Origin of the sequence: Xanthobacter luteus (assembly GCF_040049235.1) — a bacterium.
Lineage (GTDB): Bacteria > Pseudomonadota > Alphaproteobacteria > Rhizobiales > Xanthobacteraceae > Xanthobacter.
The window spans coordinates 101135-123281 of record NZ_JBDZDO010000007.1 but is presented as its reverse complement, the minus strand read 5'-3'; the positions used below and the strand labels follow the sequence as shown (position 1 = coordinate 123281).

At 71.1% G+C, this 22147-nt stretch carries 21 protein-coding genes; 13 read left to right on the top strand and 8 right to left on the bottom strand.

Annotated elements, in window-relative coordinates:
* Positions 1-119: 119 nt before the first annotated feature.
* Positions 120-944: a polysaccharide deacetylase family protein gene (locus ABLE88_RS19990; protein ID WP_348833495.1), complete on the bottom strand. Its 825-nt coding sequence runs from the start codon at positions 942-944 to the stop codon at positions 120-122.
* Positions 945-1246: 302 nt separating this feature from the next.
* Here ABLE88_RS19990 and mgtE point away from each other — a divergent pair, with 302 nt between their 5' ends.
* The 5 genes from mgtE to ABLE88_RS19965 all read left to right on the top strand — a co-directional run bounded on the left by mgtE (position 1247) and on the right by ABLE88_RS19965 (position 7345).
* Positions 1247-2659 (top strand): magnesium transporter, encoded by a 1413-nt coding sequence (mgtE, locus tag ABLE88_RS19985; RefSeq protein ID WP_348833494.1) that lies wholly within the window; start codon positions 1247-1249, stop codon positions 2657-2659.
* 253 nt (positions 2660-2912) lie between these two features.
* A complete protein-coding gene (locus ABLE88_RS19980; RefSeq protein WP_348833493.1) occupies positions 2913-4967 on the top strand; it encodes a putative bifunctional diguanylate cyclase/phosphodiesterase in 2055 nt (684 codons plus the stop codon).
* 197 nt (positions 4968-5164) lie between these two features.
* Positions 5165-6046: a bifunctional methylenetetrahydrofolate dehydrogenase/methenyltetrahydrofolate cyclohydrolase FolD gene (folD, locus tag ABLE88_RS19975; RefSeq protein WP_348833492.1), complete on the top strand. Its 882-nt coding sequence runs from the start codon at positions 5165-5167 to the stop codon at positions 6044-6046.
* 65 nt (positions 6047-6111) lie between these two features.
* A complete protein-coding gene (locus ABLE88_RS19970; protein WP_348833491.1) occupies positions 6112-6492 on the top strand; it encodes a 4a-hydroxytetrahydrobiopterin dehydratase in 381 nt (126 codons plus the stop codon).
* Between the two features lie 238 nt (positions 6493-6730).
* Positions 6731-7345, top strand: a complete 615-nt coding sequence (locus tag ABLE88_RS19965) for a DUF938 domain-containing protein (RefSeq protein ID WP_348833490.1) — start codon at positions 6731-6733, stop codon at positions 7343-7345.
* Positions 7346-7390: 45 nt separating this feature from the next.
* On the opposite strand, the gene ABLE88_RS19960 is transcribed toward ABLE88_RS19965, so the two are convergent.
* From ABLE88_RS19960 to ABLE88_RS19940, 5 genes are read right to left on the bottom strand one after another with little or no spacing between them, the layout of a single operon-like run.
* Positions 7391-8125, bottom strand: a complete 735-nt coding sequence (locus tag ABLE88_RS19960; protein WP_348833489.1) for a (5-formylfuran-3-yl)methyl phosphate synthase — start codon at positions 8123-8125, stop codon at positions 7391-7393.
* Positions 8122-8688, bottom strand: a complete 567-nt coding sequence (locus ABLE88_RS19955; RefSeq protein WP_348833488.1) for a DUF447 domain-containing protein — start codon at positions 8686-8688, stop codon at positions 8122-8124. The genes ABLE88_RS19960 and ABLE88_RS19955 overlap by 4 nt, the downstream gene beginning before the upstream one ends.
* The gene (locus tag ABLE88_RS19950; RefSeq protein WP_348833487.1) at positions 8685-10112 is read right to left on the bottom strand and encodes a DUF6513 domain-containing protein; all 1428 of its coding nucleotides are present in this window, start codon (positions 10110-10112) and stop codon (positions 8685-8687) included. Before ABLE88_RS19950 ends, ABLE88_RS19955 begins: the two co-directional genes overlap by 4 nt.
* A gap of 5 nt (positions 10113-10117) precedes the next feature.
* Positions 10118-10669, bottom strand: coding sequence for a flavoprotein (locus ABLE88_RS19945; RefSeq protein WP_348833486.1), 552 nt, complete (start codon positions 10667-10669; stop codon positions 10118-10120).
* Positions 10669-11280, bottom strand: coding sequence for an amino acid kinase family protein (locus tag ABLE88_RS19940; protein WP_348833699.1), 612 nt, complete (start codon positions 11278-11280; stop codon positions 10669-10671). Before ABLE88_RS19940 ends, ABLE88_RS19945 begins: the two co-directional genes overlap by 1 nt.
* 177 nt (positions 11281-11457) lie before the next feature.
* Here ABLE88_RS19940 and ABLE88_RS19935 point away from each other — a divergent pair, with 177 nt between their 5' ends.
* The 3 genes from ABLE88_RS19935 to ABLE88_RS19925 all read left to right on the top strand — a co-directional run bounded on the left by ABLE88_RS19935 (position 11458) and on the right by ABLE88_RS19925 (position 14442).
* The gene (locus ABLE88_RS19935; protein WP_348833485.1) at positions 11458-11913 is read left to right on the top strand and encodes a c-type cytochrome; all 456 of its coding nucleotides are present in this window, start codon (positions 11458-11460) and stop codon (positions 11911-11913) included.
* A gap of 245 nt (positions 11914-12158) precedes the next feature.
* On the top strand, positions 12159-12905 hold the full coding sequence (locus ABLE88_RS19930) for a 16S rRNA (uracil(1498)-N(3))-methyltransferase (protein WP_348833484.1): 747 nt from the start codon (positions 12159-12161) through the stop codon (positions 12903-12905).
* 418 nt (positions 12906-13323) lie between these two features.
* Positions 13324-14442: a carboxylate-amine ligase gene (locus ABLE88_RS19925; protein WP_348833483.1), complete on the top strand. Its 1119-nt coding sequence runs from the start codon at positions 13324-13326 to the stop codon at positions 14440-14442.
* 32 nt (positions 14443-14474) lie between these two features.
* Here ABLE88_RS19925 and ABLE88_RS19920 read toward each other — a convergent pair whose 3' ends face one another.
* Complete coding sequence (locus ABLE88_RS19920; RefSeq protein ID WP_348833482.1) at positions 14475-15323, bottom strand: fumarylacetoacetate hydrolase family protein; 849 nt, start codon at positions 15321-15323, stop codon at positions 14475-14477.
* A gap of 481 nt (positions 15324-15804) precedes the next feature.
* Between ABLE88_RS19920 and ABLE88_RS19915 the strand changes: the two genes are divergently transcribed.
* From ABLE88_RS19915 to ABLE88_RS19900, 4 genes are all read left to right on the top strand, one after another.
* Complete coding sequence (locus tag ABLE88_RS19915; protein WP_348833481.1) at positions 15805-16614, top strand: UDP-2,3-diacylglucosamine diphosphatase; 810 nt, start codon at positions 15805-15807, stop codon at positions 16612-16614.
* On the top strand, positions 16614-17681 hold the full coding sequence (locus ABLE88_RS19910) for a glycosyltransferase family 4 protein (protein ID WP_348833480.1): 1068 nt from the start codon (positions 16614-16616) through the stop codon (positions 17679-17681). Before ABLE88_RS19915 ends, ABLE88_RS19910 begins: the two co-directional genes overlap by 1 nt.
* A complete protein-coding gene (locus ABLE88_RS19905; RefSeq protein WP_348833479.1) occupies positions 17678-18667 on the top strand; it encodes a threonine ammonia-lyase in 990 nt (329 codons plus the stop codon). The genes ABLE88_RS19910 and ABLE88_RS19905 overlap by 4 nt, the downstream gene beginning before the upstream one ends.
* 79 nt (positions 18668-18746) lie before the next feature.
* Entirely contained in the window at positions 18747-19931 is a 1185-nt protein-coding gene (locus ABLE88_RS19900; protein ID WP_348833478.1) for an MFS transporter, read from the top strand.
* Here the strand turns inward: ABLE88_RS19900 and dgcA are convergent.
* A complete protein-coding gene (gene dgcA, locus ABLE88_RS19895) occupies positions 19883-20872 on the bottom strand; it encodes an N-acetyl-D-Glu racemase DgcA (protein ID WP_348833477.1) in 990 nt (329 codons plus the stop codon). The genes ABLE88_RS19900 and dgcA overlap by 49 nt on opposite strands.
* Before the next feature lie 135 nt (positions 20873-21007).
* Here dgcA and ABLE88_RS19890 point away from each other — a divergent pair, with 135 nt between their 5' ends.
* Positions 21008-22138, top strand: coding sequence for an ABC transporter permease (locus tag ABLE88_RS19890; protein WP_348833475.1), 1131 nt, complete (start codon positions 21008-21010; stop codon positions 22136-22138).
* Positions 22139-22147: the final 9 nt, after the last annotated feature.

Genomic DNA, 22147 nt, shown 5'->3' with positions numbered 1-22147 from the left:
GCGGCCGGATCCGCGCGAGCACGCGAGGCGGCCCCGAGGCCGCCTTTTTGCTTTTCGGCCCATCCGCGCGGCCCGGGACCCTTGTCGTCCCGCATCCCGCTTGGCCTCGGGCGGCATCATCATCCGTTCGCCCCCGGCCGCGGCTTCGGCACGATGTGCACCACGGTGTAGCCGTGCGCCGCGAGCGCCTTGAGGAAAGCGGGGATCATGGCGACGGTCTGCGCTTTCGTGTCGTGGAACAGCACGATGCCGCCGCCCGCCGCGTCGAGCCGCTTGAGCACGAGGTCGAGCTGCGCCTGCGGCGCCTGGACGTTCCAATCGCTCGCCCACAGGTCGGCGCCGAACACGCCGATGCCCTTCCGGTCCAGATAGTCCAGCAGTTCGGGCGTCGAGGCGAAGCCTGGAAAGCGGAAGAACGGCACGTGTGGCGCGGCGCCGGCGGCGCCATAGGCGGCCTTCTCGTCCGCAGCGATGCCCTGCTCGATCTCCCGGATCGCCGCCTCGAACGGGATCTTCGCCAGCGTCGCCGCGGGGTGGGTCATGGAATGATGCGCCACCGTGTGCCCCTCCGCGAGGGTGCGCTTCACCAGTTCCGGCCGCAGCCGCGCATTCTGGCCGATGAGGAAGAAGGTGGCCTTGACGCACTCCGCCTTCAGGGCGTCGAGGATGGCGGCGGTAGTCGCTGGCCAGGGCCCGTCGTCGAAGGTGAGCACCACCTCGCGCGGCGCCAGCGCCAGCGTGCGCGGGAACGACTTGGTGCCGACGCGCAGGCCGGTCGGGTCGATCTCCATCACCCGCGCGGTGCCGATGGCATCGGGCCGTCCCGGGCAGTCGGCGGCGCGCAGCGGCCCGGCGGCGCCGAGCGCGAGCAGGAGCGCCGCCGCGCCCGTCGTGAGCCGGCCGCGCATCGCACTGCGCCGGCGCTTCGCTGGCCTGTCCGCCATGGTCCGCATCTCCATCCCGCCGCCGGTGCGGCTGCTCCATTGTCCCACAGTGCCGGCCGGGCGGGGAGGGGAGGCGGACGCGCGGGCGCGCACGCGGTGTCGCAGCGCCGCAACGCCCGGCGAAAGAGCCGCGCCGGGGTGGGGAATCGCGCCGTTTAGCCTTGCGATTCCAGGCAGAAGGGATCAATGGCTCGGGGGTGCCGACCGGCACGCGGGAAAATGGCGATTCTTCGCCTGGTCCGCGGCGGCAGGCAGCGCCTCCAATCCCGGTTTCACGTCGCACCCGTTCCGCCGGAGGTCCCATGCGCGAGGATCAAGACACCATGGACCCGCGCGCCGAGGAGGCCCTCGCCGTGCGCGAGGAGGGCGGCGCGATCTCCGAGGCATTCCGCAACGCGGTCGAGGCGGCGCTGCAGAGCCGGGACGTGGAGCGCCTGAAGGCGCTCACGGTCGGGCTCCACGAAGCCGACATGGGCGATCTCCTGGAGGCGCTCGACGCCGACGAGCGGCGCCGCCTGATCGAGCTTCTGGGACCGGCTTTCGACTTCACCGCGCTGACCGAGCTCGACGAGACGGTGCGCGTGCAGATCCTGCACGCCATCTCTCCGCGCATCGCCGCGCGCGGCATCGCCGAGCTCGAATCCGACGACGCGGTCTACATCCTCGAGGACCTGGACGAGGACCACAAGGCGGCGATTCTCGAGCATCTTCCGGCGCCCGAGCGGGTCGCGCTGCTGCGCTCCCTCGACTATCCCGAGGAGAGCGCCGGCCGGCGCATGCAGACCGAGTTCATCGCCGTGCCGCCGTTCTGGACCGTCGGGCGCACCATCGACTATCTGCGCGAGACCGCCGACCTGCCGGACACCTTCTACGAGGTGTTCGTGGTGGATCCGGGCTACCGGCTCATCGGCGCCGTGGCGCTCGACCGGCTGCTGCGCGCCAAGCGCCCGGTGCTGATGACGGCGGTGAAGAAGGAGCAGCTCCACGTGGTGAAGGCCTCCGAGGACCAGGAGGAGGTGGCCCGCATGTTCGAGCACTACAACCTCGTCTCCGCCCCGGTGGTGGACGACGCCGGACGCCTGGTGGGCGTGGTCACCATCGACGACGTGGTGGACGTGATCCAGGAGGAGGCGGACGAGGATTTGCGCGCCCTCGCCGGCGTCGGCAGCGACGAGGAACTGTCCGACACGGTGGGCTACATCGCCAAGAGCCGCCTGCCGTGGCTGGTGGTGAACCTCGGCACCGCTTTCATCTCCGCCTCCATCATCGGCCTGTTCGAGACCACCATCGAGAAGATGGTGGCGCTTGCGGTGCTGATGCCGATCGTCGCCTCCATGGGTGGCAATGCCGGCAACCAAACCATGACGGTCGCGGTGCGGGCGCTGGCCACCAAGGACCTCGGCAGCCACAACGCGCGGCGCGTGATCTCGCGCGAGGTGCTGGTGGGGCTGCTCAACGGCCTCCTCCTCGCGACCCTGCTCGGCGCCATCGCGGCCTTCTGGTTCTCCAGCGTCCAGCTCGGCGCGGTGATCTCCTCGGCGCTGGTGCTGAACATGCTGGCGGCCGGATTGTTCGGCATCCTGATTCCCATCGCGATCGCGCGGCTGAAGCTCGATCCCGCCGTGGCCTCGGGCGTTTTCGTCACCATGGTGACCGATGCGGTGGGCTTTTCCGCCTTTCTCGGCCTCGCCACTTGGTGGTTTTCGCTTACCTGAAAAATTTTGCCCCCAGTACCGCTCAAGCTTGCGTAGCCCTCCAGAATGTCGGACAAATTTCGACGTGCGCCGGCCGGCTCGTGCGAGCCTGTCTCGGGTTCTGGCCCTGTACCGGCAGTTGGGGGCGGCCATACCGCGTCGATCAGGAGTAGATTCCCGTGCCCTCGCGCTCACGGGATTGCTTGCCCTCCTCGTCCTGCTGGGGGGTGTCGTCGTGGCGCTCTTGCTTGCAACCCAACGTAATGATGAGCGTGTGCGTGCGCGCGAGCGGCATGCGGTGTTCGCCGCCCTGGCCGCCCGTCGGGAGCACATGGACCACGTGCTCGGCGGGATGACGAGAGCCCGCGAGGCCGAGATCGCGCGCGCCCTGCAGGGCGGCCAGATCGGTCTCGACGCGCTCCACGAGCGGCTCGGCAAGGCGCTCAAGGAGCAGTTCGGCTTCGAGATGACCTATGTGCTCGACGCCGACGGCCGCGTCCTCTACGCCTCCGAATACGGACGCCGCGACGTCGCCGATGCGCTGCGCTGGGTCCACCCCGTCCTCGATCGGGCGGGACCATGGCGGGAGGTTCCGACCTCCGGCCTCGCGGTCACCGACGGCGAGGCGGGCCTGGTCGCGACCCGTCCCCTCGCGATGCCCGACGACGGCGCGGCGACGCGGCGGCCCTTGACCATCGTCAGCGTCGACGTGGTGGACGACGCTTTCCTCGCCGAGGTGTTCGGCGCGCTGGATCTTCCGCCCGTGCGCCTGGCGCGGAGCGGACCCGGCGCGGCGGAGAACGCGGTCTCCGTGACCAACCTTGCGGAGGGGCCGCGCGCGAGCTTTGTCTGGAGCGACGCGGATCCCGACCCGGCCCCCGGGCTGCTGGCGGCGACCGCGCCGGTGATCGCGCTCGCGGCGGTGGTGCTGTGCCTTGTCTTTCTGGGCCTCATGATCCGGGCCCGCCGCACCGCCGCGGACCTCGCCATCAGCGAGGCGCGGGCGCGCCAGCTGGCGCAGCGCGATGGCCTCACGGGCCTCGCCAACCGCGGGCATTTCATCACCGAGCTCGAGGCCGCGCTCGCGGCGCGCGATTCGGCGAGCCTCATCGCCTTGCTGTTCGTCGATCTCGATGGCTTCAAGGAGATCAACGACAGCATGGGCCATGCCGGCGGCGACGAGCTCCTGGCCGTGGTGGCCCGCCGCCTGCGGGGCTGCGTGGGCGAGCGCGGCCTTGCGGCGCGCTTCGGCGGCGACGAGTTCGTGCTGTTCGTCCTCTATCGGGAGGAGGCGGAACTGGCGAGCCTGGTGGCGTCGCTCTTCGGGGTGCTGGACATCCCCATCAGCGTGGCCGGGAACGAGCTCGCCATCAGCGCCTCCATGGGCGCGGCGCGGGCGCCGCACGATGCGCGCACCGCCGGCGAGCTGCTGAGCCTCGCCGACGTGGCGCTCTATCGCGCCAAGATCGAGGGGCGCGGCACCTTCCGCCTGTTCGAGTCGCGTTTCGAGCGCGAGCGCCTGGAGCGCCGGCGGACCGAGGCCGAGCTTGCCGCGGCGCTCGACAAGGGCGAGCTGAAGCTGGTGTTCCAGCCGCAGGTGGACGTGGAGAGCGAGCGCATCGTCGGCTTCGAGGCGCTGGTGCGCTGGGACCATCCGACCCGCGGGCGGATCCTGCCCGGCGCGTTCATCCCGGTGGCCGAGGGCTCGCGCCTCATCAGCCGGCTGGACGCCTACGTCCTGCGCTCGGCCTGCGAGCAGGCCAGGGAACTGCCGGGCGTCACCATCTCGGTCAACATGTCGCCGCTCAACATGCGCCATGCTGGGATGGTGGACAACATCATCGCCACCCTGCGCCAGACCGGATTCGACCCGCACCGGCTGGAGATCGAGATCACCGAGAGCGCGATCCTGGACGCCAGCACCGAGGGCCAGGAGGCGCTCGCGCGGCTGCGTGGGATGGGGGTGCGCCTCGCGCTCGACGATTTCGGCACCGGCCATGCCTCGCTGGTGCATGTGCGGCGCTTTCCCATCACCAAGATCAAGATCGACAAGTCCTTCATCCTCAATCTCGGGGTGCAGCGCGACGCCGCCTCGATCGTGGAATATGTGGTCCGGCTCGGCCGCTCGCTCGGCATTACGCTGACCGCCGAGGGGGTGGAGACGCGCGAGCAGCTGCGCTTCCTGCGCGCCTTCGGCGCCCACCAGGCGCAGGGTTATCTGTTCTCCCCGCCCTTGCCGGTCGCCGCCGCGGCGGCGCTGCTGAAGCGCCAGGCGGACGCCGACAGCCAGCGCGCCCAGCGCGGCGGCGGAGAGGGGGCGCCCAAATGAACGGCGGGCCGCGCAACGGCCCGCCGTGCAGATGGCCCGGCGCGGCCTCATTCCTTGAAAGAAAATTTCTATCTCAGTAAGAGAATTTTGCCGCGGATCCGCATGGCCCGTGCTTCGGCGGTTGCGTTTGCCGGGGCGGCTGGCGCAAGACGGGCCGGCACGGACGGCACGCCCTTCGCGTGTCCGCAGGAAGGGTGATGCGCGTGATCGAGACCAAGCTCATCGATGGAAAGGCCTTCGCCGCGGAGCTGCGGGCGCGCATCGGCGCCGAGGTGGCGACCCTCGCCGCAAGCCATGACATCAGACCCGGCCTCGCGGTGGTTCTGGTGGGCGCCGATCCGGCGAGCGAGGTCTATGTGCGCAACAAGGCGGCGCAGACGGTGGAGGCCGGCATGGCCTCCTTCGAGCACAAGCTGCCCGCCGACACCCCCGAGGAGGACCTGCTGGCGCTGGTCGCCACGCTCAATGCCGATCCGGCGGTCAACGGCATCCTGGTGCAGCTGCCGCTACCGGCGCAGATCGACGCCATGAAGGTGCTGGCCGCCATCGACCCCGAGAAGGACGTGGACGGCTTCCACGTCATCAATGCCGGCCGCCTGGCGGTGGGGCTCGATGCGCTGGTGCCGTGCACGCCGCTCGGCTGCGTGATGCTGCTGAAGCACCATCTCGGCAGCCTCGCCGGCCTGAAGGCGGTGGTGGTGGGGCGCTCCAACATCGTCGGCAAGCCGGTGGCGCAGCTGCTCCTGAAGGAGGACTGCACGGTGACCATCGCCCATTCGCGCACCCGCGACCTGCCCGGCGAATGCCGCCAGGCGGACATCCTGATCGCCGCCGTGGGCCGGCCGCAGATGATCAAGGGCGACTGGATCAAGCCCGGCGCCACGGTGATCGACGTGGGCATCAACCGCGTGCCCAAGGACGACGGCAAGACGCGCCTCGTGGGCGACGTCGCCTTCGCGGAGGCTCAAGGAATTGCCGGTCTGATCACGCCGGTGCCGGGCGGCGTCGGCCCCATGACCATCGCCTGCCTGCTGGCCAACACGCTCACCGCGGCGAAGCGCCAGGCCGGCATCGCCTGAGGCCGGCATCCCGGGGAACGGACACGGCCGCGGCCGCGTTTCCCGCGCATCGGAGGGAGGACGCCATGGCCGTCGACCGCAAGCACACCTTCACGCCGGAGGAGATCACCGCGCGCCTTGGCGCCGAGCTGCCCCGCTGGCGCTACGAGGACGGCTGGATCCGCCGCACCTATAAGACCAGCAGCTGGAAGGGCACGCTGATGGTCATCAACGCGGTCGGCCACCTCGCCGAGGCGGCCTGGCACCACCCCGACCTCACCGCCTCCTATGCCTGGGTCGAGGTGCGGCTCATGTCGCACGACGCCAAGGGAATTACGGAGCGCGACTTCGCCTTGGCGAAGAAGATCGAGGAGGTGGTGCAGTGGCAGCCCGGCCTGGAGCCAGGCGGGGCGCTGGAAGGCACGCCGCAGGGGGATTTGCGGTTCGCCTATGTGAAATATGAGTGAGGAATCGGCGCAGGAGAAACCGCGCGCACCTGCCGCGCGCAGCGCGACGCGGTTGACACGAAGCGCAGCCATTCGCCGAGAGGGGAGAAGAGGTCGGACAGGGGCATCGGGAGCGGTCCGGCGATTGGGCTGAGCAGGAAGCCATGCGCCTCCGACCGGCGCGCCAACGGTTAACGTCGGGGCGTGCCGGCGCGCGGCTTTGGTCTATGGTGCGCCGCCCGATGGAGATGCCGCCGCCGTGTCCATTTCGTCCGATGCCCGCCTGTCCGCCCCCTCCGCTCTGCGCAATCGGGACCCGATCCTCGACGTGCTCGCGGCCGTCCTGCCGCCCGCCGGGCTGGTGCTGGAGATCGCCAGCGGCTCGGGCGAGCACGTGACCCATTTCGCGCGGCATCTGCCGCACCTCGCCTTCCAGCCCAGCGATCCCGCGGCGGAGGCGCGCGCCTCGGTCGCGGCCCATGTGGCGGCGGAGGGGCTCGCCAATGTCCGCGCGCCGCTCGCCCTCGATGCCGCCGTCGCCGACTGGCCGGTGGGGCCGGCGGCCGCCATCGTGTGCATCAACATGATCCACATCTCGCCCTGGCCCTCGACGCTCGGCCTGATGGCCGGGGCCGGCGCGCGCCTGCCCGTGGGCGGGCCGCTGGTGCTCTACGGGCCGTATCTGCGCGACGGGGTCGAGACCGCGCCGGGCAACCGGGCCTTCGACGAGAGCCTGCGCCGGCGCGATCCCGCCTGGGGCCTGCGGCGCCTCAAGGACGTGGCGGCGGCGGCGGAAAAGCACGGCCTCGCGCTGGAGCGCGTGGTGGAGATGCCGGCCAACAACCTCACGGTGGTGTTCCGCAAGTCAGCCTGAGCCACTCCGCCTGAGCCACTCCGCCTGAGCCTCTCCGCCTGAGCCTCAGGCGGCGGCCGCGCGCCGCAGCGCGGCGCGCACGGCGGCAAGGCGCGCCGGATCGAGCGCGCCGGTGCGGCCGGTGGCGCACAGGGCGCCGCGAAAGCCCAGATAGTGCGGGCCGAGCGCCGCGAGCGGGGCCGCATCGGCGCGCGTCAGCGATCCGGCGAGGCCGCTCATCAGCCCGTGGGCGCGGGCGGCGGACAGGAAGCCGGCGAGCGCGCGGTCGTCGAGATGCCGGCGCAGGCTGCCCGCCGTCTTGTCCGCGGTGTCGAGCATGATCCCGGCAAAGCCCGCCTGCGCGAAGCGCGGCACCAGCGCGAGATCGGGCCGCAGGTCCGCGAACAGGACGCCGACCAGCCGGTGCGCGCGCGCCAGCGGGGCCAGCGCCGCCAGGCAGGCGGCGAGCGCCTCGGCGCCGGTCTCGGGGCCGAGGGCGAAGCCGATCTTCACCAGCGGCACGCCGGTGGCCGCCACCCGCGCCGCCGCCGCCGCGAGCGCGCCCGGCTCCAGCGGCTGGTCGCCCACCGTGGCGCTGAGCGGCGGCGCGCCGGGCGGCAAGGCGCGCCAGCGAACCACGGCGGCGGCGAGGTCGGCCGTCCGCCAGGCGCCGAGCGCGCCCCGGGCGGGGTCCTTCAGGTCGACGATGTCGGCGCCGCCGGCGATCGCCTGCGCCATCTCGGTAAGGGTCGCGACGCTCGCCAGCAGGCCCGGCGCCGCCTGCGCTAAAGAACGGCTCACGAGGCCGCCCGCGCGCGGTGGTCGGCGACCGTCTCGCACAGCCAGTCCCAGGCCTCCCGCTCGGCCGGGCCGGCGGTCTTGTCCACCACCACGGAGAGATAGTTCATCTCGCGATCCACCCGCTCCGGGTCGAGCAGATGCAGGCGCGAGACCAGGATCGAGCCCTCGATCACCGCCGCCACGGCGCGGTTGAGGCCGAGGAACGGTCCGTGGCTCTCCCGGTGCACCACCCGGCAGAAGAAGCGCGGCCGCACCGTGTCCTCCTCGATCCGCGTCACCACGAACTCCTCGTGGGCGAGCACCGCTTCCAGCCGCGCGCCGGCAATGTGGCGCGTGGGCACGGTGGGCCAGGAGCGATGGCGGCCGGTGATGCAGCCGGCGAAGATGCGCGCGTCGTCCGTGAGGTTCACGACCCCCGCTTGCGCCGCAAGCAGATTGTCGAGGGTGCGCGAGGGCCGGAACGGCTGCAGCAGGTAGCCGCCCTCCACCACGCTCGCCCCCATGGGCGCCACGTGCGGCTCGCCGGCGGGCGAGAGCGTGGTGACGATGGTCTCGCGGATCACTCGGTGCCGTCCTCCGCGTTGCTTTGCTTGCGCTCGGGAAGGGTCGGTCCCGCCTCGTCGAAAGTCAATCGGTGGGCGGTCTCGGCGCCCGATCCGGTGGTGGCGGCCACCCCCCAGGCGAGCGGGGCGTCCTGCGCATACCTCTTGCCGAGCCGGTAGGCGATCTCCGCCCGCGCGGTCTCGACCCCGAGATAGAAAGCGTGCGCCCCGTCGCCTTCCACCTGCAAATGCGGGAACAACGCGAACGGGTCCTCGCCCACATGGTGGCCGTCGCGGTTGTAAGCGTGGATGCCGCGTTCGCTCACCTCGATGCGGAAGGCCTTGTCGTGCACCGCGGCGGCGAGGCGCGCCACCTCGCTCGCGGTGGTGGTGACGGGCGCGCGGTCGCGCAGCGCCATCAGCCCGCCGCCGAAGCCCTGGGGCAGGGCGCCGGCCTCGCGCGCGGCGAAGAACTCGCGCCGGGCCCGGTCGAACTCCTTCACCGCCGTGCGGCAATGGGGGCTCACCTGCACCGCCAGGACGGCATTGAGGCGCAGCTCGGAGATGATGCCCATGAGGATGGCGTTGACGCCGGTGGTGTCGGCGTCGGTGAGCTCGGTGACGTTGCCGATGCCCATGAGGATGGGGATGTCGGGCTTCAGGCGGCGCAGCTCCGCATAGCGCAGCAGCGCGGCGGTGAAGCCGAAATGGATGGGATCGAGGATCGGGTCGGCGAGGCAGGCGCGGCCCATGGCGGCGCAGGCGTCCACCGCGCGCACCAGCGAGGCGAGGTCGCCCGGCTCGGCCGGCACCAGCACCGGCACCGCCGGACCCGCCTCAAGCACGTCGAGGGTGGTCTCGTCGAGGCTGAGCAGGTAGTCGGCGCCGGCTTGGTTGGCGCGGACGAGGTCCTCGGGCGAGAAGCTGTCGACGCTGACCTTCAGCCCCGTTCCCTTGAGCGCGGCGATGGCCTCTTCGAGGTGCGGGAACGGCGCGTCCGGCAGCGCGCCGAGGTCGATCACGTCGGCGCCGTCGGCGGCAAGCGCGAGGGCGCGGGCGAGGATCTCGGCGACGGGCAGGCGCGGCGCGTCGACGATCTCGGCGAAGATCGCCACCTCCTGGCGCGAGAGGTCCGGTGCCTTGCCGCCGCGGCCGAAGAAGCCGGGGATGTCGGCCGCCTCCTCCGGGCCGCGCTCGAACGGCACGCCGAAGCGCGCCGCGAGCCGGTCGAGGTCGCCCCGGAAGCGGCCCGGCATCAGCACCCGGTCGGTGCCGGCCGGCAGCGCCAGGCGGCGCTCGACGATCTGCGTCGTCATCAGCGCCGCCACCTTGACGCCGATATTGACCACCACCGGCTGGAGCGCGGCGTCGGCGATGGCGTCGGCGATGCGCGCGAGGCGCGGCTCGGCGAGCGAGCCGGTGAGGAGGACCACGCGCTGCGCCATCTCCATCACGCCGGGGTCTGCGCCAGCTCCGCCTTGCGGCGGGCGACGGCGGCTTCGAGGTCCACGAGGGAATCGGCCACCGTGGTGGCCTCGAACGTCCTGAGCTTTTCCGTGTGCTCCAGGTCGATGCGGCGGGGGAAGACCTTCACCAGTCCCCCCGGCGCCATGGAGAGCATCTCCGGCGCGGTGTCGCAGGCGAAGACGATGGCCGGCACCCGGCACTTGCCGGCCTGGGCGAAGCAGTTGGTGACCAAAGTGTCGGAGATGCCCAGCACCGCCTTCGCCACGGTGTTGGAGGAGGCGGGCGCCACCACCAGGGTGTGGTAGCGGCCCTCATAGAAGCGGCCCACGGGCGCGGCGGAGGCGGTGCGGTCGCGGAAGAGGCCCGTGCCCTCGGGCAGCTTCTGCTTGTACATGCGCAGCACCTCCTCGGCGGCGGCGGAGACGAACAGGTCCACCGCGCCGAGGCCGCCGATGATCTCGAGGCACTCGGTGAAGAAATGGCCGGAGCCGGACAGGGCCCAGGCCCAGCGCGGGGCGAAGGAGGGGTCGGTCATCAAGGGTCCATTTCGGCGCCGGAGCCGAGCGCCGCTTCGAGCCGCGCGGAATCGTCCGCGTTCACCAGGACAATAGTGCCCGCAAAGCCGCGTGCCATCTGCGGAAATGCGCGGTCGACGAGCCCTGCTTGCGCCAGCGTCGCAAGGTCGGCGACCGCCGGCGCCCGCGGAACGGCGGCGCCCGGCGCCTTCACCAGCACCAGCCGGCGGGCGCCGAGCCTGGCGGCAAGCCAAAGGGCGAGGCTGTCGGAGGTCACGTCCCAGCTCGCCGGGATGTCCGCCGCGCCAAGCAGCATCGCCGCGGGGAACCAGAGCGCCGCGCCGGATCGCGGCGCGGCGAGATCCGCTTGGCTGTGGCAACGGGCGAGGGCAGGGCAGAGGTCTGCCAACGCGTAAGCGGTCTGCTCCATGGCGAGGATCGCCATGGCGTGGCAGGCACCCTCGGAGAGTCCCAGGCGCGGCTGAGCGTCGCGGACCGCGTCGGCAAAACTTCCACCACCGGGTACCAGAATCGCCCCCCGTTGCCGGGCAAGCCGTTGCAGCAACGGGCGTGGCGGCGGTCCCGACAGGAGGCTGCCGCCCAGTTTCACGATGACGGGAGGGGAGCGCATCGGGCTCACAGGTCGCATCCTTGGTCAGTCTGGAACCATGCTAAGCGGTCGCGCCTGTCGGCACCGCGCGCCCGCGCGCCGGCTCTTCCCCATCGGACCGCGTTCGCACATTCTGGCGATCGAACCGCAATGGGAAGGGTCATAGAACGCCCGCCGCGCCAAGAGAGGAAACGAGGAATGCGTCTGCTTCTGGCCACGCTCGCCGCCATCGCCGTCACGGGCACAGCGCTCGCCCAGGAGGCGCCGAAGAGCGACTCCGCTCCTGCCGCCGCCGCGCCCGCCGCCGCGGAGGCGCGTGCGCCCGACGTGGCGAAGGGCGAGACTGCCTTCAAGAAGTGCCTGGCCTGCCACGCCATCGGTCCGGGCGCCAAGGCCAAGGTCGGCCCGCCGCTGAACGGCATCGTCGGCGCCAAATGGGCGCACTTCGAGGGCTACGCCTATTCCCAGGACATCAAGGACGGCGCCGCCGCCGGCAAGGTCTGGGACGATGCCACCCTCAACGCCTATCTCACAAATCCCAAGTCGCTGGCGCCGAAGGGAAAAATGGCCTTCGCGGGGATCAAGAACGAGGCCGAGCGGGCCGACCTCATCGCCTACCTCGCCCAGTTCGATCTCGAGGGCAACAAGAAGTAGTGAACGGAATGGCACCCCCTTACCCTAAACGGAGGGTGGCGTCCGCGGCGAAATGTGTCAGTTGATCGCCTTGCGCCGGTCAGGCGAATGAAGGCGCCTTTGGGGCCTTCAGGGCGGTGCCTCCCTCGGGGGCACCGCCTCCGGTGCGTTCGCCCGCCGGGCCCGCCGGCCCTCGGCTCCGCGCGCGGCGGGCTTGCATCGAGGCGGCGTGCGGGACAGCCTCGCGCGCGAGCCGAGGATGCCCGATGCCCGAACACGATTTCCGTTCCCAGCGCCTGTTCGTCGACGCCGACCTCGCCGCCGGCGCGCTCGTGCGCATGCCCGCCGAGCAGGCCCACTACGTGTCCAACGTCATCCGCCTCGCGGTGGGAGAGACCATCCTCCTGTTCAACGGCCGGGACGGGGAATGGCGCGCCCGCCGCACCGCCGGCGGCAAGCGCGACGTGACGCTGGAAGTGGAGGCCGCGACCCGGCCTCAGACCGCGCCGGGCGAGGTCGAGTATGCCTTCGCCCCCTTAAAGCACGCGCGCCTCGACTACATGGTCCAGAAGGCGGTCGAGATGGGCGCCGGGATCCTGAGCCCGGTGGTCACCCGCCACACCCAGGTGACGCGCGTCAATGGCGAGCGCATGCGCGCCAACGCCGTCGAGGCGGCGGAGCAGTGCGGCATCCTCTCCATCCCCGAGGTGCGCGAGCCGGTGCCGCTGGCGCGCTGGCTCGCCGACTTGCCGCAGGACCGCCTGCTGGTGTTCTGCGACGAGGCGGCGCCGGTCGCCGATGCGCTGGCGCCGCTGCGCACGCGCCCCGGCGCGGCGGTGAGCGTGCTGATCGGCCCGGAGGGCGGCTTCGCGCCGGACGAGCGGGCCCTGCTTGCGCCGCGCGCGGTGATCCTGTCGCTGGGCCCGCGCATCCTGAGGGCCGACACCGCCGCCGTCGCCGCTTTGGCGCTGGTGGAAGCGGTGCGCGGACGCCACATCCCGGCGCACGCATGAGATAAAGGGCGCGATCGCGCGGGGTGCAATCAGGCGCATTAAATGCGCGCAAGCACGTTTCAATGCGCCTTTCACGGAATTGTTCCAAAGAAGATCTTGTATTCTTTTTGTTTTTCTTCGCGGCCGGCCCGTCGGCGGGCGCCGCGCATCTTGCGATGCGGTAAGTTATTGAAAGCGTTGCAGTCGGTTAGACGCCGACGCGGACGTCAAATTTTTGTCCGAATTGACGCCAGTGTGTGCGAAACCTAGTGTCCGGATCGGCGTTGCTCGCTCCAGGCGCGGGTCCGTCGAGACCGCTTCCGCGAAACACCGGGCCTTCGGCCCCTCGGCAGGCGCCGCCCCGGCGCTGTGCCGCGGTGCAAACCTCCCGGACCCGCATTTCCCGCGGGCCCGGCTCCCGCGCACAGGAGAAGGAGCGATGTCGCACTACCGATTCGGCATCGAGGAGGAGTTCTTCGTCGTCGACGCGCAGACCAAATCGGCCGCGCGCCGCATGCCTGCCGGCATGTTCGAGGAACTTCGGGGGGTGCTGGGCGAGCAGGTCAGCGTCGAACTGCTCCAGTCCCAGCTGGAGATCGCCACCCATCCCGCCACCGGCACCGGCAGCGCCCTGGTCGAGCTGCGCCAGTTGCGGCACGCTGCCGCGAAGGTGGCGGCGGAGCACGGGCTGGGCCTGATCGCCTCGGGCACCCATCCCACCGCCACATGGGAGGGCGGCCGCCAGACCCAGTCCAACCGCTACGACGGGATGATGAACGATCTGAAGATGATCGGCGAGCGCAACATGGTGTGCGGGCTGCATGTGCACGTGGAGCTGCCCGATCCCGACCAGCGGGTGGACGTCATGCGCCGCATGGTGCCCTACATCCCGCACTTCGTGGCGCTTTCCACCTCCTCGCCGTTCTGGCAGTCGCGGCAGACCGGCCTCATGGGTTATCGCCTCGCCGCCTATGACGAGCTGCCGCGCACCGGCCTGCCGCACATGTTCGAGAGCAACGCCGATTATGAGCGCTATGTGGAGGCGCTGGTGGATGCGCGGGCGATCGCCGATTCGAGCTATCTGTGGTGGACCATCCGGCCCTCGCGCAAGCTGCCGACGCTCGAACTGCGGGCGCCCGACAGCTGCACGCGCCTGGAGGATTCGGTTGCCATCGCCGCGCTCTATCGCGCGCTGGCGCGCTTCCTGGTGCGCAACCCGCACCACAACCGCGAGGTGGGCGCGGTGGACCGGGCCATCGCCGACGAGAACAAATGGCGCGCCCAGCGCTACGGCGTCCACGGCTCGTTCGTCGACCTCGCCCAGCGCCGCGCGCTGTCGGTGCGCGATGCGGTGGAGGGGCTGGTAAACCTGGTGGCGGAAGATGCCGAGGCGCTCGGCTGCCTCGATGCGCTGCTGCACGCGCGCACCATCGCCGAGGCGGGCACCAGCGCCGACGTCCAGCTCGCGGTATTCCAGGAGGCCCAGCACCGCACCGGCAACCGGGGCGAGGCGCTCAAGGCGGTCCAGGCCTGGCTCGCCCATGCCACCGTGCAGTGAGGGAGGAGGCCGCGGCCTCCTCCCGACCACGGTCACTGCGTGAACGGCACGACCCTCTGGCGCTGCTCGCCGAGGCCGGCGATGCCGAGGCGCATCTCGTCGCCCGCCTTCAGGAAACGCGGCGGCTTCATGCCGAGGCCGACGCCGGGCGGGGTGCCAGTGGTCACCACGTCGCCGGGATCGAGCACCATGAACTGGCTGATGTAATGCACCAGGAACGGCACCCGGAAGATCATGGTCTTGGTGGAGCCGTTCTGCATCGTCTCACCGTTCACCTCGAGCCACATGGCAAGGTCCGCGGTGTCGGCGAGCTCGTCCGGCGTCACCAGCCAGGGACCCAGCGGGCCGAAGGTCTCGCAGCCCTTGCCCTTGGTCCACTGGCCGGAACGCTCGATCTGGAAGTGGCGCTCGGAGACGTCGTTGCAGATGCAATAGCCGGCGACGTGGGCGAGCGCGTCCTGCTCCTCAACGTAGCGCGCGCGCTTGCCGATGACGAAGGCGAACTCCACCTCCCAGTCGAGCTTGAGCGAGCCCTTGGGGATCATCACGTCGTCGTTCGGGCCGGCGATGCAATTGGGGGCTTTGTTGAAGAGCACCGGCTCCTCGGGAATGGGATTTCCGGTCTCGGCCGCATGGTCCGCGAAATTGAGGCCCACCGCGACGAAATTGCCCGGGCGGGCGACACAGGAGCCGAGGCGCGCGCCGGCGGGGGCGAGGGGCAGGGCGGCCGGATCGAGGGCGGCGACGCGGGCGAGGCTCTCCGGCAGGAGGGCGTCGCCGGCGAGGTCCGGGATGATCCCGGACAGGTCGCGGACCTGTCCGCTCAAATCGATTAGACCCGGCTTCTCCTGACCTTTGGCGCCGAAGCGGACAAGCTTCATCGGTGAACTCCCTGGGATTGGACTTGATGCCGCGGGGGCGGTGGGATGTGGAGATGCCCCGAAGGCGCGACACGCTGGCGCGTTCACGCGCCCCGGTCAATGGCGCGCCGAGAATTCCGTGCCTGCGGCGGCGGGCGCCACAGCCCGGTCGCGGCCGCCGCCGCGCGGGCGGCGGCAAGTCCTTCGCGGGCCACCGTTGTTGTGCATCGCCGCAGGCGCCGGCGCCGGCGCCATGATCCTTTGCCGCCTTGCAGAAAAACGCGAATGGAACGGGCGACGAATATTAGCCGCCTTCGAAGGAGTTCTGCATATACTGCTGATTGTCTAGGCAAGCGTAGCGCTTGGGCACTTTTGCCTTTCATCTTCCCCAGCCTCGTCATAAAATAGATACACGACTCCGGCTAAGTCCAGGCGCTGCTTTCACGGGCAGGTATCCGGGCGAGGCCAGCATCGGCGAGGCCAATTGCGGGGGAGCCAAAGCGTGAGCGACAATCCCGAAGCGCGCCGCTACCGCGCCCTTTTCATCTCGGACGTCCATCTCGGCACCAAGGGGTGCCAGGCGGAGCTGCTGCTCGACTTCCTGAAGTATCACGACGCCGATACGGTCTATCTGGTGGGCGACATCGTCGACGGCTGGCGGCTGCGGGTGTCCTGGTACTGGCCGCAGAAGCACAACGACGTGGTTCAGAAGCTGCTGCGCAAGGGCCGCAAGGGCGCGCGCATGGTCTATCTGCCGGGCAACCACGACGAGTTCCTGCGCGACTATTACGGCACCCATTTCGGCGGCATCGACGTGGTGGAAACCATCATCCACGAGGCGGCGGACGGCAAGCGCTACCTCGTTATCCACGGCGACGTGTTCGACGTCGTGGTCCGCCACGCCAAGTGGCTCGCCTTCCTGGGAGACTGGGCCTACACTGCCGCGCTCGGGGTGAACACCTACGTGAACCTCGCGCGCCGCAGGCTCGGGCTGACCTACTGGTCGCTGAGCCAGTGGGCCAAGCTCAAGGTGAAGAACGCCGTGAACTATATCGGCAAGTTCGAGGAGGCGGTGGCCGAGGAGGCGAAGCGCCACAACGTGGACGGGGTGATCTGCGGTCACATCCACCACGCCGCCATCCACGATCAGTTCGGCGTGCGCTACATCAACTGCGGCGACTGGGTGGAGAGCTGCACCGCGGTCGCCGAGCACGATGACGGCCGCATGGAGATCATCCGCTGGACCCGCCGGCCCGAGGCCGTGCAGGAGGGTTCCGACGACGTGGTCGAGGGGGCTCGCGCCGCCGCCTGATGCGCGTCCTCGTCGCCACCGATGCGTGGCATCCGCAGATCAACGGCGTGGTGCGCTCGCTGGAGCACACCGCCGCCGAGGCCGAGAACCTCGGTGCCGAGATGGAGTTCCTGACCCCCCAGGGGTTCAGGACCGTGCCGCTGCCATCCTACAACGAGATCCGCCTCGCGCTCGCCACCCCGCGCATGATCATGCGCCGCATCGAGAAGGTGCGGCCGGACTTCGTGCACATCGCCACCGAGGGGCCCATCGGCATCCTGGTGCGGCGCGCCTGCATCGCCTCGCGGCGCACCTTCACCACCTCCTACCACACCAAATTTCCCGAATATCTCTCCGCCCGCGCGCCGGTGCCGGAGCGGCTCACTTACGCCTGGCTGCGCTCGTTCCACAATGCGGGCGGCGGCGTCATGGTCTCCACGGCGACGCTGGAGCGCGATCTCGAGGCGCGCGGCTTCAAGCGCCTCATGCGCTGGTCGCGCGGCGTGGACGCGGATCTGTTCCGCCCGCGGCCCGAGGCGACGCTCAATTTGCCGCGCCCGATCTTCCTATTCGTCGGCCGCGTGGCGGTGGAGAAGAACATCGAGGCCTTCCTCGGCCTCGACCTGCCCGGCTCCAAGGTGGTGGTGGGCGGCGGCCCGGCGCTGGCGAGCCTGCGGCAGCGCTTCCCCGAGACCCATTTCCTCGGTCCCAAGGAGGGCGAGGACCTGGCGCAGGTCTATGCCGCCAGCGACGTGTTCTGCTTCCCCTCGCGCACCGACACGTTCGGCATCGTGCTGCTGGAGGCGCTGGCGAGCGGGCTGCCGGTGGCCGCCTATCCCGTCACCGGGCCGAAGGACGTGCTGGCGGACGCCACCGAGCCCGTGGGCGTGCTGGACGAGGACCTGCGCGTAGGCTGCCTCAAGGCGCTGGAACTCTCCAAGGACGCGGCGCGCCGCTTCGCCTTGCGCCATTCGTGGCGCGAGAGCGCCCGGCAGTTCCTCGACAACGTGCTGATCGCCCACGATATCGGCCCCATCGCCCGGCGCTATCGCCTCCGGCGCCGCGCTCGGGTAGTTTCCGGGGCATGAACGCCCCGATACCCGCCCTTCCCACCGCCGCCGACGTCGATGCCGCCGCCCTGCGCCTGAAAGGCGTGGCGGTGCGCACGCCGCTGCTCGCCTCTCCGGTCCTGTGCGAGACCACCGGCCGGCGCGTGTTCCTGAAGCCGGAGACGCTCCAGCGCACCGGCTCCTTCAAGTTCCGCGGCGCCTACAACCGCATGGTCCAGATCCCGGAGGGCGCGCGCCCGGCGGGGGTGGTCGCCTGCTCCTCCGGCAATCACGCCCAGGGCGTGGCGGCGGCGGCCCGGCTGCTGGGCATGCCGGCGGTGATCGTCATGCCGCACGACGCGCCGGCCCTGAAGCGCGCGCGCACCCTGGCGCTGGGCGCGCAGGTGGTGGGCTACGACCGCGCCGGCGAGGACCGCGACGCCATCGCCGCCGCCATCGCCGCCGAACGCGGCGCGACCCTGGTGCCGCCCTATGACGATCCGGACGTGATCGCCGGGCAGGGCACGGTGGGCCGCGAGATCATGGAGGACCTCGCCGCCCTCGGCCTCGCGCCGGACGTGGTGGCGGCCAACACCTCCGGCGGCGGGCTGATCGCCGGCATGGCCCTCGCGGTCAAGGCGCGCGCCCCCGGCGCCACGGTGGTGGCCTGCGAGCCGGCGGGCTTCGATGACCATGCCCGCTCCTTCGGCTCGGGAAGGCGCGAGCGCAACGTCGCCGCCACCGGCTCGTTCTGCGATGCGCTGCTCGCCCCCATGCCGGGGCGCATCACCTTCGAGATCACCCGCCCCCTGGTGGGCCACGCCGCCTCGGCCAGCGACCGGGAAGTGGCGCGGGCGGTGGCGTTCGCCTTCCAGGAGCTGAAGCTGGTGGTGGAGCCCGGCGGCGCGGTGGCGCTCGCGGCGCTGCTGGAGGGCCGCCTCGGCGCTCCCGGCGACCTCGTGGTCGTGGTGCTCTCCGGCGGCAATGTGGACCGCGAGACCTTCATCGCCTGCCTCGAAGGCTGACGCGCGCCATGGGGGCCGCCCTGTCCGCCGCGCCGACCGCCGCTTTGCCTTTGCGCCGGTCGCGCGCCGGCGCCCGGACTTGACCGCGCACAGCGGGCGCTCCCGCGCCGACGTGGTCGCCATCGGCGCGGCCTATGCCGCCTTCTATCTGGCGGTGGGCATCCAATTGCCGTTCCTGCCGCTCTGGCTCACGCAGCGCGGGCTGACGCCGCAGGAGATCGGCGTCGTCGTCGCCGCGCCCTTGGTGGCGCGCCTGTTCGCGACCCCGCTCATCGGCTTCCTCTCGGACCGCCTCGGCCGGCCCAAAGCGGTGCTGGTGACGCTGGCGCTCGCCACCTGCGCGGGCATGGTGCTGCTGGCGCTGAGCCGGGATTTCCTGCTGATCGCCCTCGTGCTCGGCGCCACGGCGCTGTTCTGGAACCCGAGCTTCGCCTTGCTCGATTCCTACGCCACCCGCCTCGCCCGGGCGGGGCGGGCGGACTATGGGCGCGCCCGGCAATGGGGCTCGGCGTCCTTCATCGTCGCCAATCTGGCGGGCGGTGCGGTGATCGGCGCCACGGGCAGTGGCGGCATCGTGCTGATGATGCTCGCCGGCCAGCTGATCTATCTGGCGGCGAGCGCCCGCCTGCCGCCGTTGGCGCCGGCTCCGGCGCCGGCTCCCGGGCTGGCCGGCGTCTCGGGGGTGCCCTGGCGCCTCGTCGCTGCCATCGTCGCGGTGGCGCTGGTGCAGGCGAGCCACTGCGTCCTCTACGTGTTCGGCTCGGTGCACTGGCGCGAGGCCGGCCTTGCCACCACCACCATCGGCCTCCTGTGGGCCCTGGGGGTGATCGCGGAGATCTTCGTGTTCCGCTGGGGCACCGTGCTGATGAACCGGTGCGGCCCGCATCTGCTGATCGCCGCGGGCGGCGTCGCCGCGGTGGCCCGGTTCGGCGCGCTCGCCTTCGACCCGCCGCAGGCGGCGCTGTTCGCCCTCCAGCTGCTGCACGGGCTCACCTTCGGCGCCACCTATCTCGGCATGGTGGAGCTCATCGCCCGCACGGTGGGCGAGCACCGGTCCGGCTCGGGGCAGGCGCTCGCCTCCTGGGCGGTCAGCCTCGCCATGTCGGGCGCGAGCCTTGCCGCCGGGCCGCTCTGGGCAGCGTTCGGGCCGCTCGCCTTCCTGATGTCCGCCGGGCTCGGCCTCCTCGGCGCGCTGGTGGCGTTCGCCGCGCGCGTTCAGCCCCACAATTCGGGGGCGGGCGGGAAGGCGAGGGCGCCCTCGTAGCGCAGCCCCGGCTCGCGGTCATGGGCGAGCAGCAGCGGGCCGTCGAGGTCGACGATGCGCGCCCGCTGCGCCACCAGCATGGCCGGCGCCATGGCGAGCGAGGTCGCCAGCATGCACCCCACCATGAGGAAGAAGCCCTGCCGCTCCGCGGCGTCCGCCAGCGCCAGCGCCTCGGTGAGCCCGCCGGCCTTGTCGAGCTTGATGTTGATGGCGTCGTAGCGGTCCCGCAAGGCGGCGAGGCCGGCGCGGTCGTGCACGCTCTCGTCGGCGCAGACCGGCACGGGGCGGGGGATCGAGGCGAGAGCGCCGTCGTCGGCCGCGGGCAGCGGCTGCTCGATCAGCTCGACCCGCGCCTGCGCGCACGCGGCCATCATCCGCGGCAGGACTTCGGCGCTCCAGCCCTCGTTGGCGTCCACCACGAGGCGCGCCTGCGGCACGGCGGCGCGGATGGCGGCGAGGCGCTCGGCATCGCCCGGCGCGCCGAGCTTCAGCTTGAGCAGTGGGCGCCCGGCGGCCGCGGCGGCGCGGGCCATGGCCTCGGGCGCGTCGAGGCTCAGCGTGTAGCAGGTGAGGCGCGGCTCCGGCGCGGGAAGGCCGAGCAAAGCGTGGACCGGGCGGCCGGTGGTCTTGGCCTCGAGGTCCCACAGCGCGCAGTCGAGCGCGTTGCGCGCCGCGCCCGCGGGCAGGCGCTCCTGGAGCCGGGCGCGGTCGAGGCCGGCCGCGATCTCCCCTTCGAGCCCGGCGATGCGCGCGGCAACGCCGTCCACGCTCTCCCCGTAGCGGGCATAGGGCACGCATTCCCCGCGCCCCACATGGCCCGCGGCGGCGACCTCGGCCACCACCACCACGGCCTCGGTCTTCGAGCCGCGTGCGATGGTGAAGCTGCCGCGGATGGGGAAGCGCTCGACGCGCACGCGGAGCTTCGCTCGGGTGTTAATCATATGGGCGATTTCCGGGCCTTGCGCGGCCGGGGAGGGAAGCGATCGTCGCCGCGCGTCTCGACGCGGCGCAGCGAGCCGAGTATGTGCTAAGGACGGGGGCTTGCTCAAGCGCGAGGCGACCTTGGGAGTGGCTACTTGCCCAATGCCAGTCTGATCTCGGTGCGCAGCCAGGACGATCGCCTCACGGTGGCCGGCCGCGGCGCGTGGACCTTCGATCACGCGGACGACCTCGAGTTTGCCGTGGATCAGACGGTACATGCGCACCGCGCGCCCAAGGGCATGGTCGAGATCGACCTCGCCGGCGTCGAGCGCATGGACACCTTCGGCGCCCTGTTGCTGGAGCGCCTGAAGCGCACCTGGACCAAGTCCGGCGTCGAGCCGCGCGTGGTCGGCCTGTCGCCGCGCTACGCCGTGCTCATGAAGGAGATCGAGCGCACCGGCCACGAACCGCCGCCGCCGATCCGCCGGCACGACGGGCTGCTGGAGCGGCTCGGCCGCGAAGTGGTTCATATCGGCCACGATGCCCTGGAACTGCTCAACTTCGTCGGCGCCACGGTGGCCGCCACGGGGCGCGTGGCGCTGCGGCCCCACACCTTCCGCTTCACCTCCATGGTGAACCAACTGGACCGGGTCGGCTTCCGCGCGGTGCCCATCATCCTGCTCATCACCTTCCTCATCGGCTGCATCCTGGCGCAGCAGGGCATCTTCAACTTCCGCCGCTTCGGCGCCGACATCTACGTGGTGGACATGGTGGGCGTGCTGGTGCTGCGCGAGCTCGGCGTGCTCATCGTCGCCATCATGATCGCCGGCCGCTCCGGCTCGGCCTATACCGCCGAGCTCGGTTCGATGCGCATGCGCGAGGAGATCGACGCGCTCCGGGTGATGGGGTTCGACCCCATCGAGGTGCTGGTGGTGCCGCGCATGCTGGCGCTCATCATCGCCTTGCCGCTGCTCACCTTCATCGGCTCCATGGCGGCGATCTTCGGCGCCGGGCTGGTCTCGTGGGGCTATGGCGGCATCGCGCCCGACGTGTTCCTCGACCGGCTCAAGCAGGCCATCGACCTCGACCAGTTCAAGGTCGGCATGTACAAGGCCCCCTTCATGGCCGCCACCATCGGCCTCGTCGCCTGCATGGAGGGCATGCGGGTGGGCGGCAGCGCGGAATCCCTCGGCGAGCACACCACCGCGTCCGTGGTGAAGGCGATCTTCCTCGTGATCGTGATGGACGGCGTGTTCGCCATGTTCTTCGCCGCGATCGACATGTGAGGCGGCATG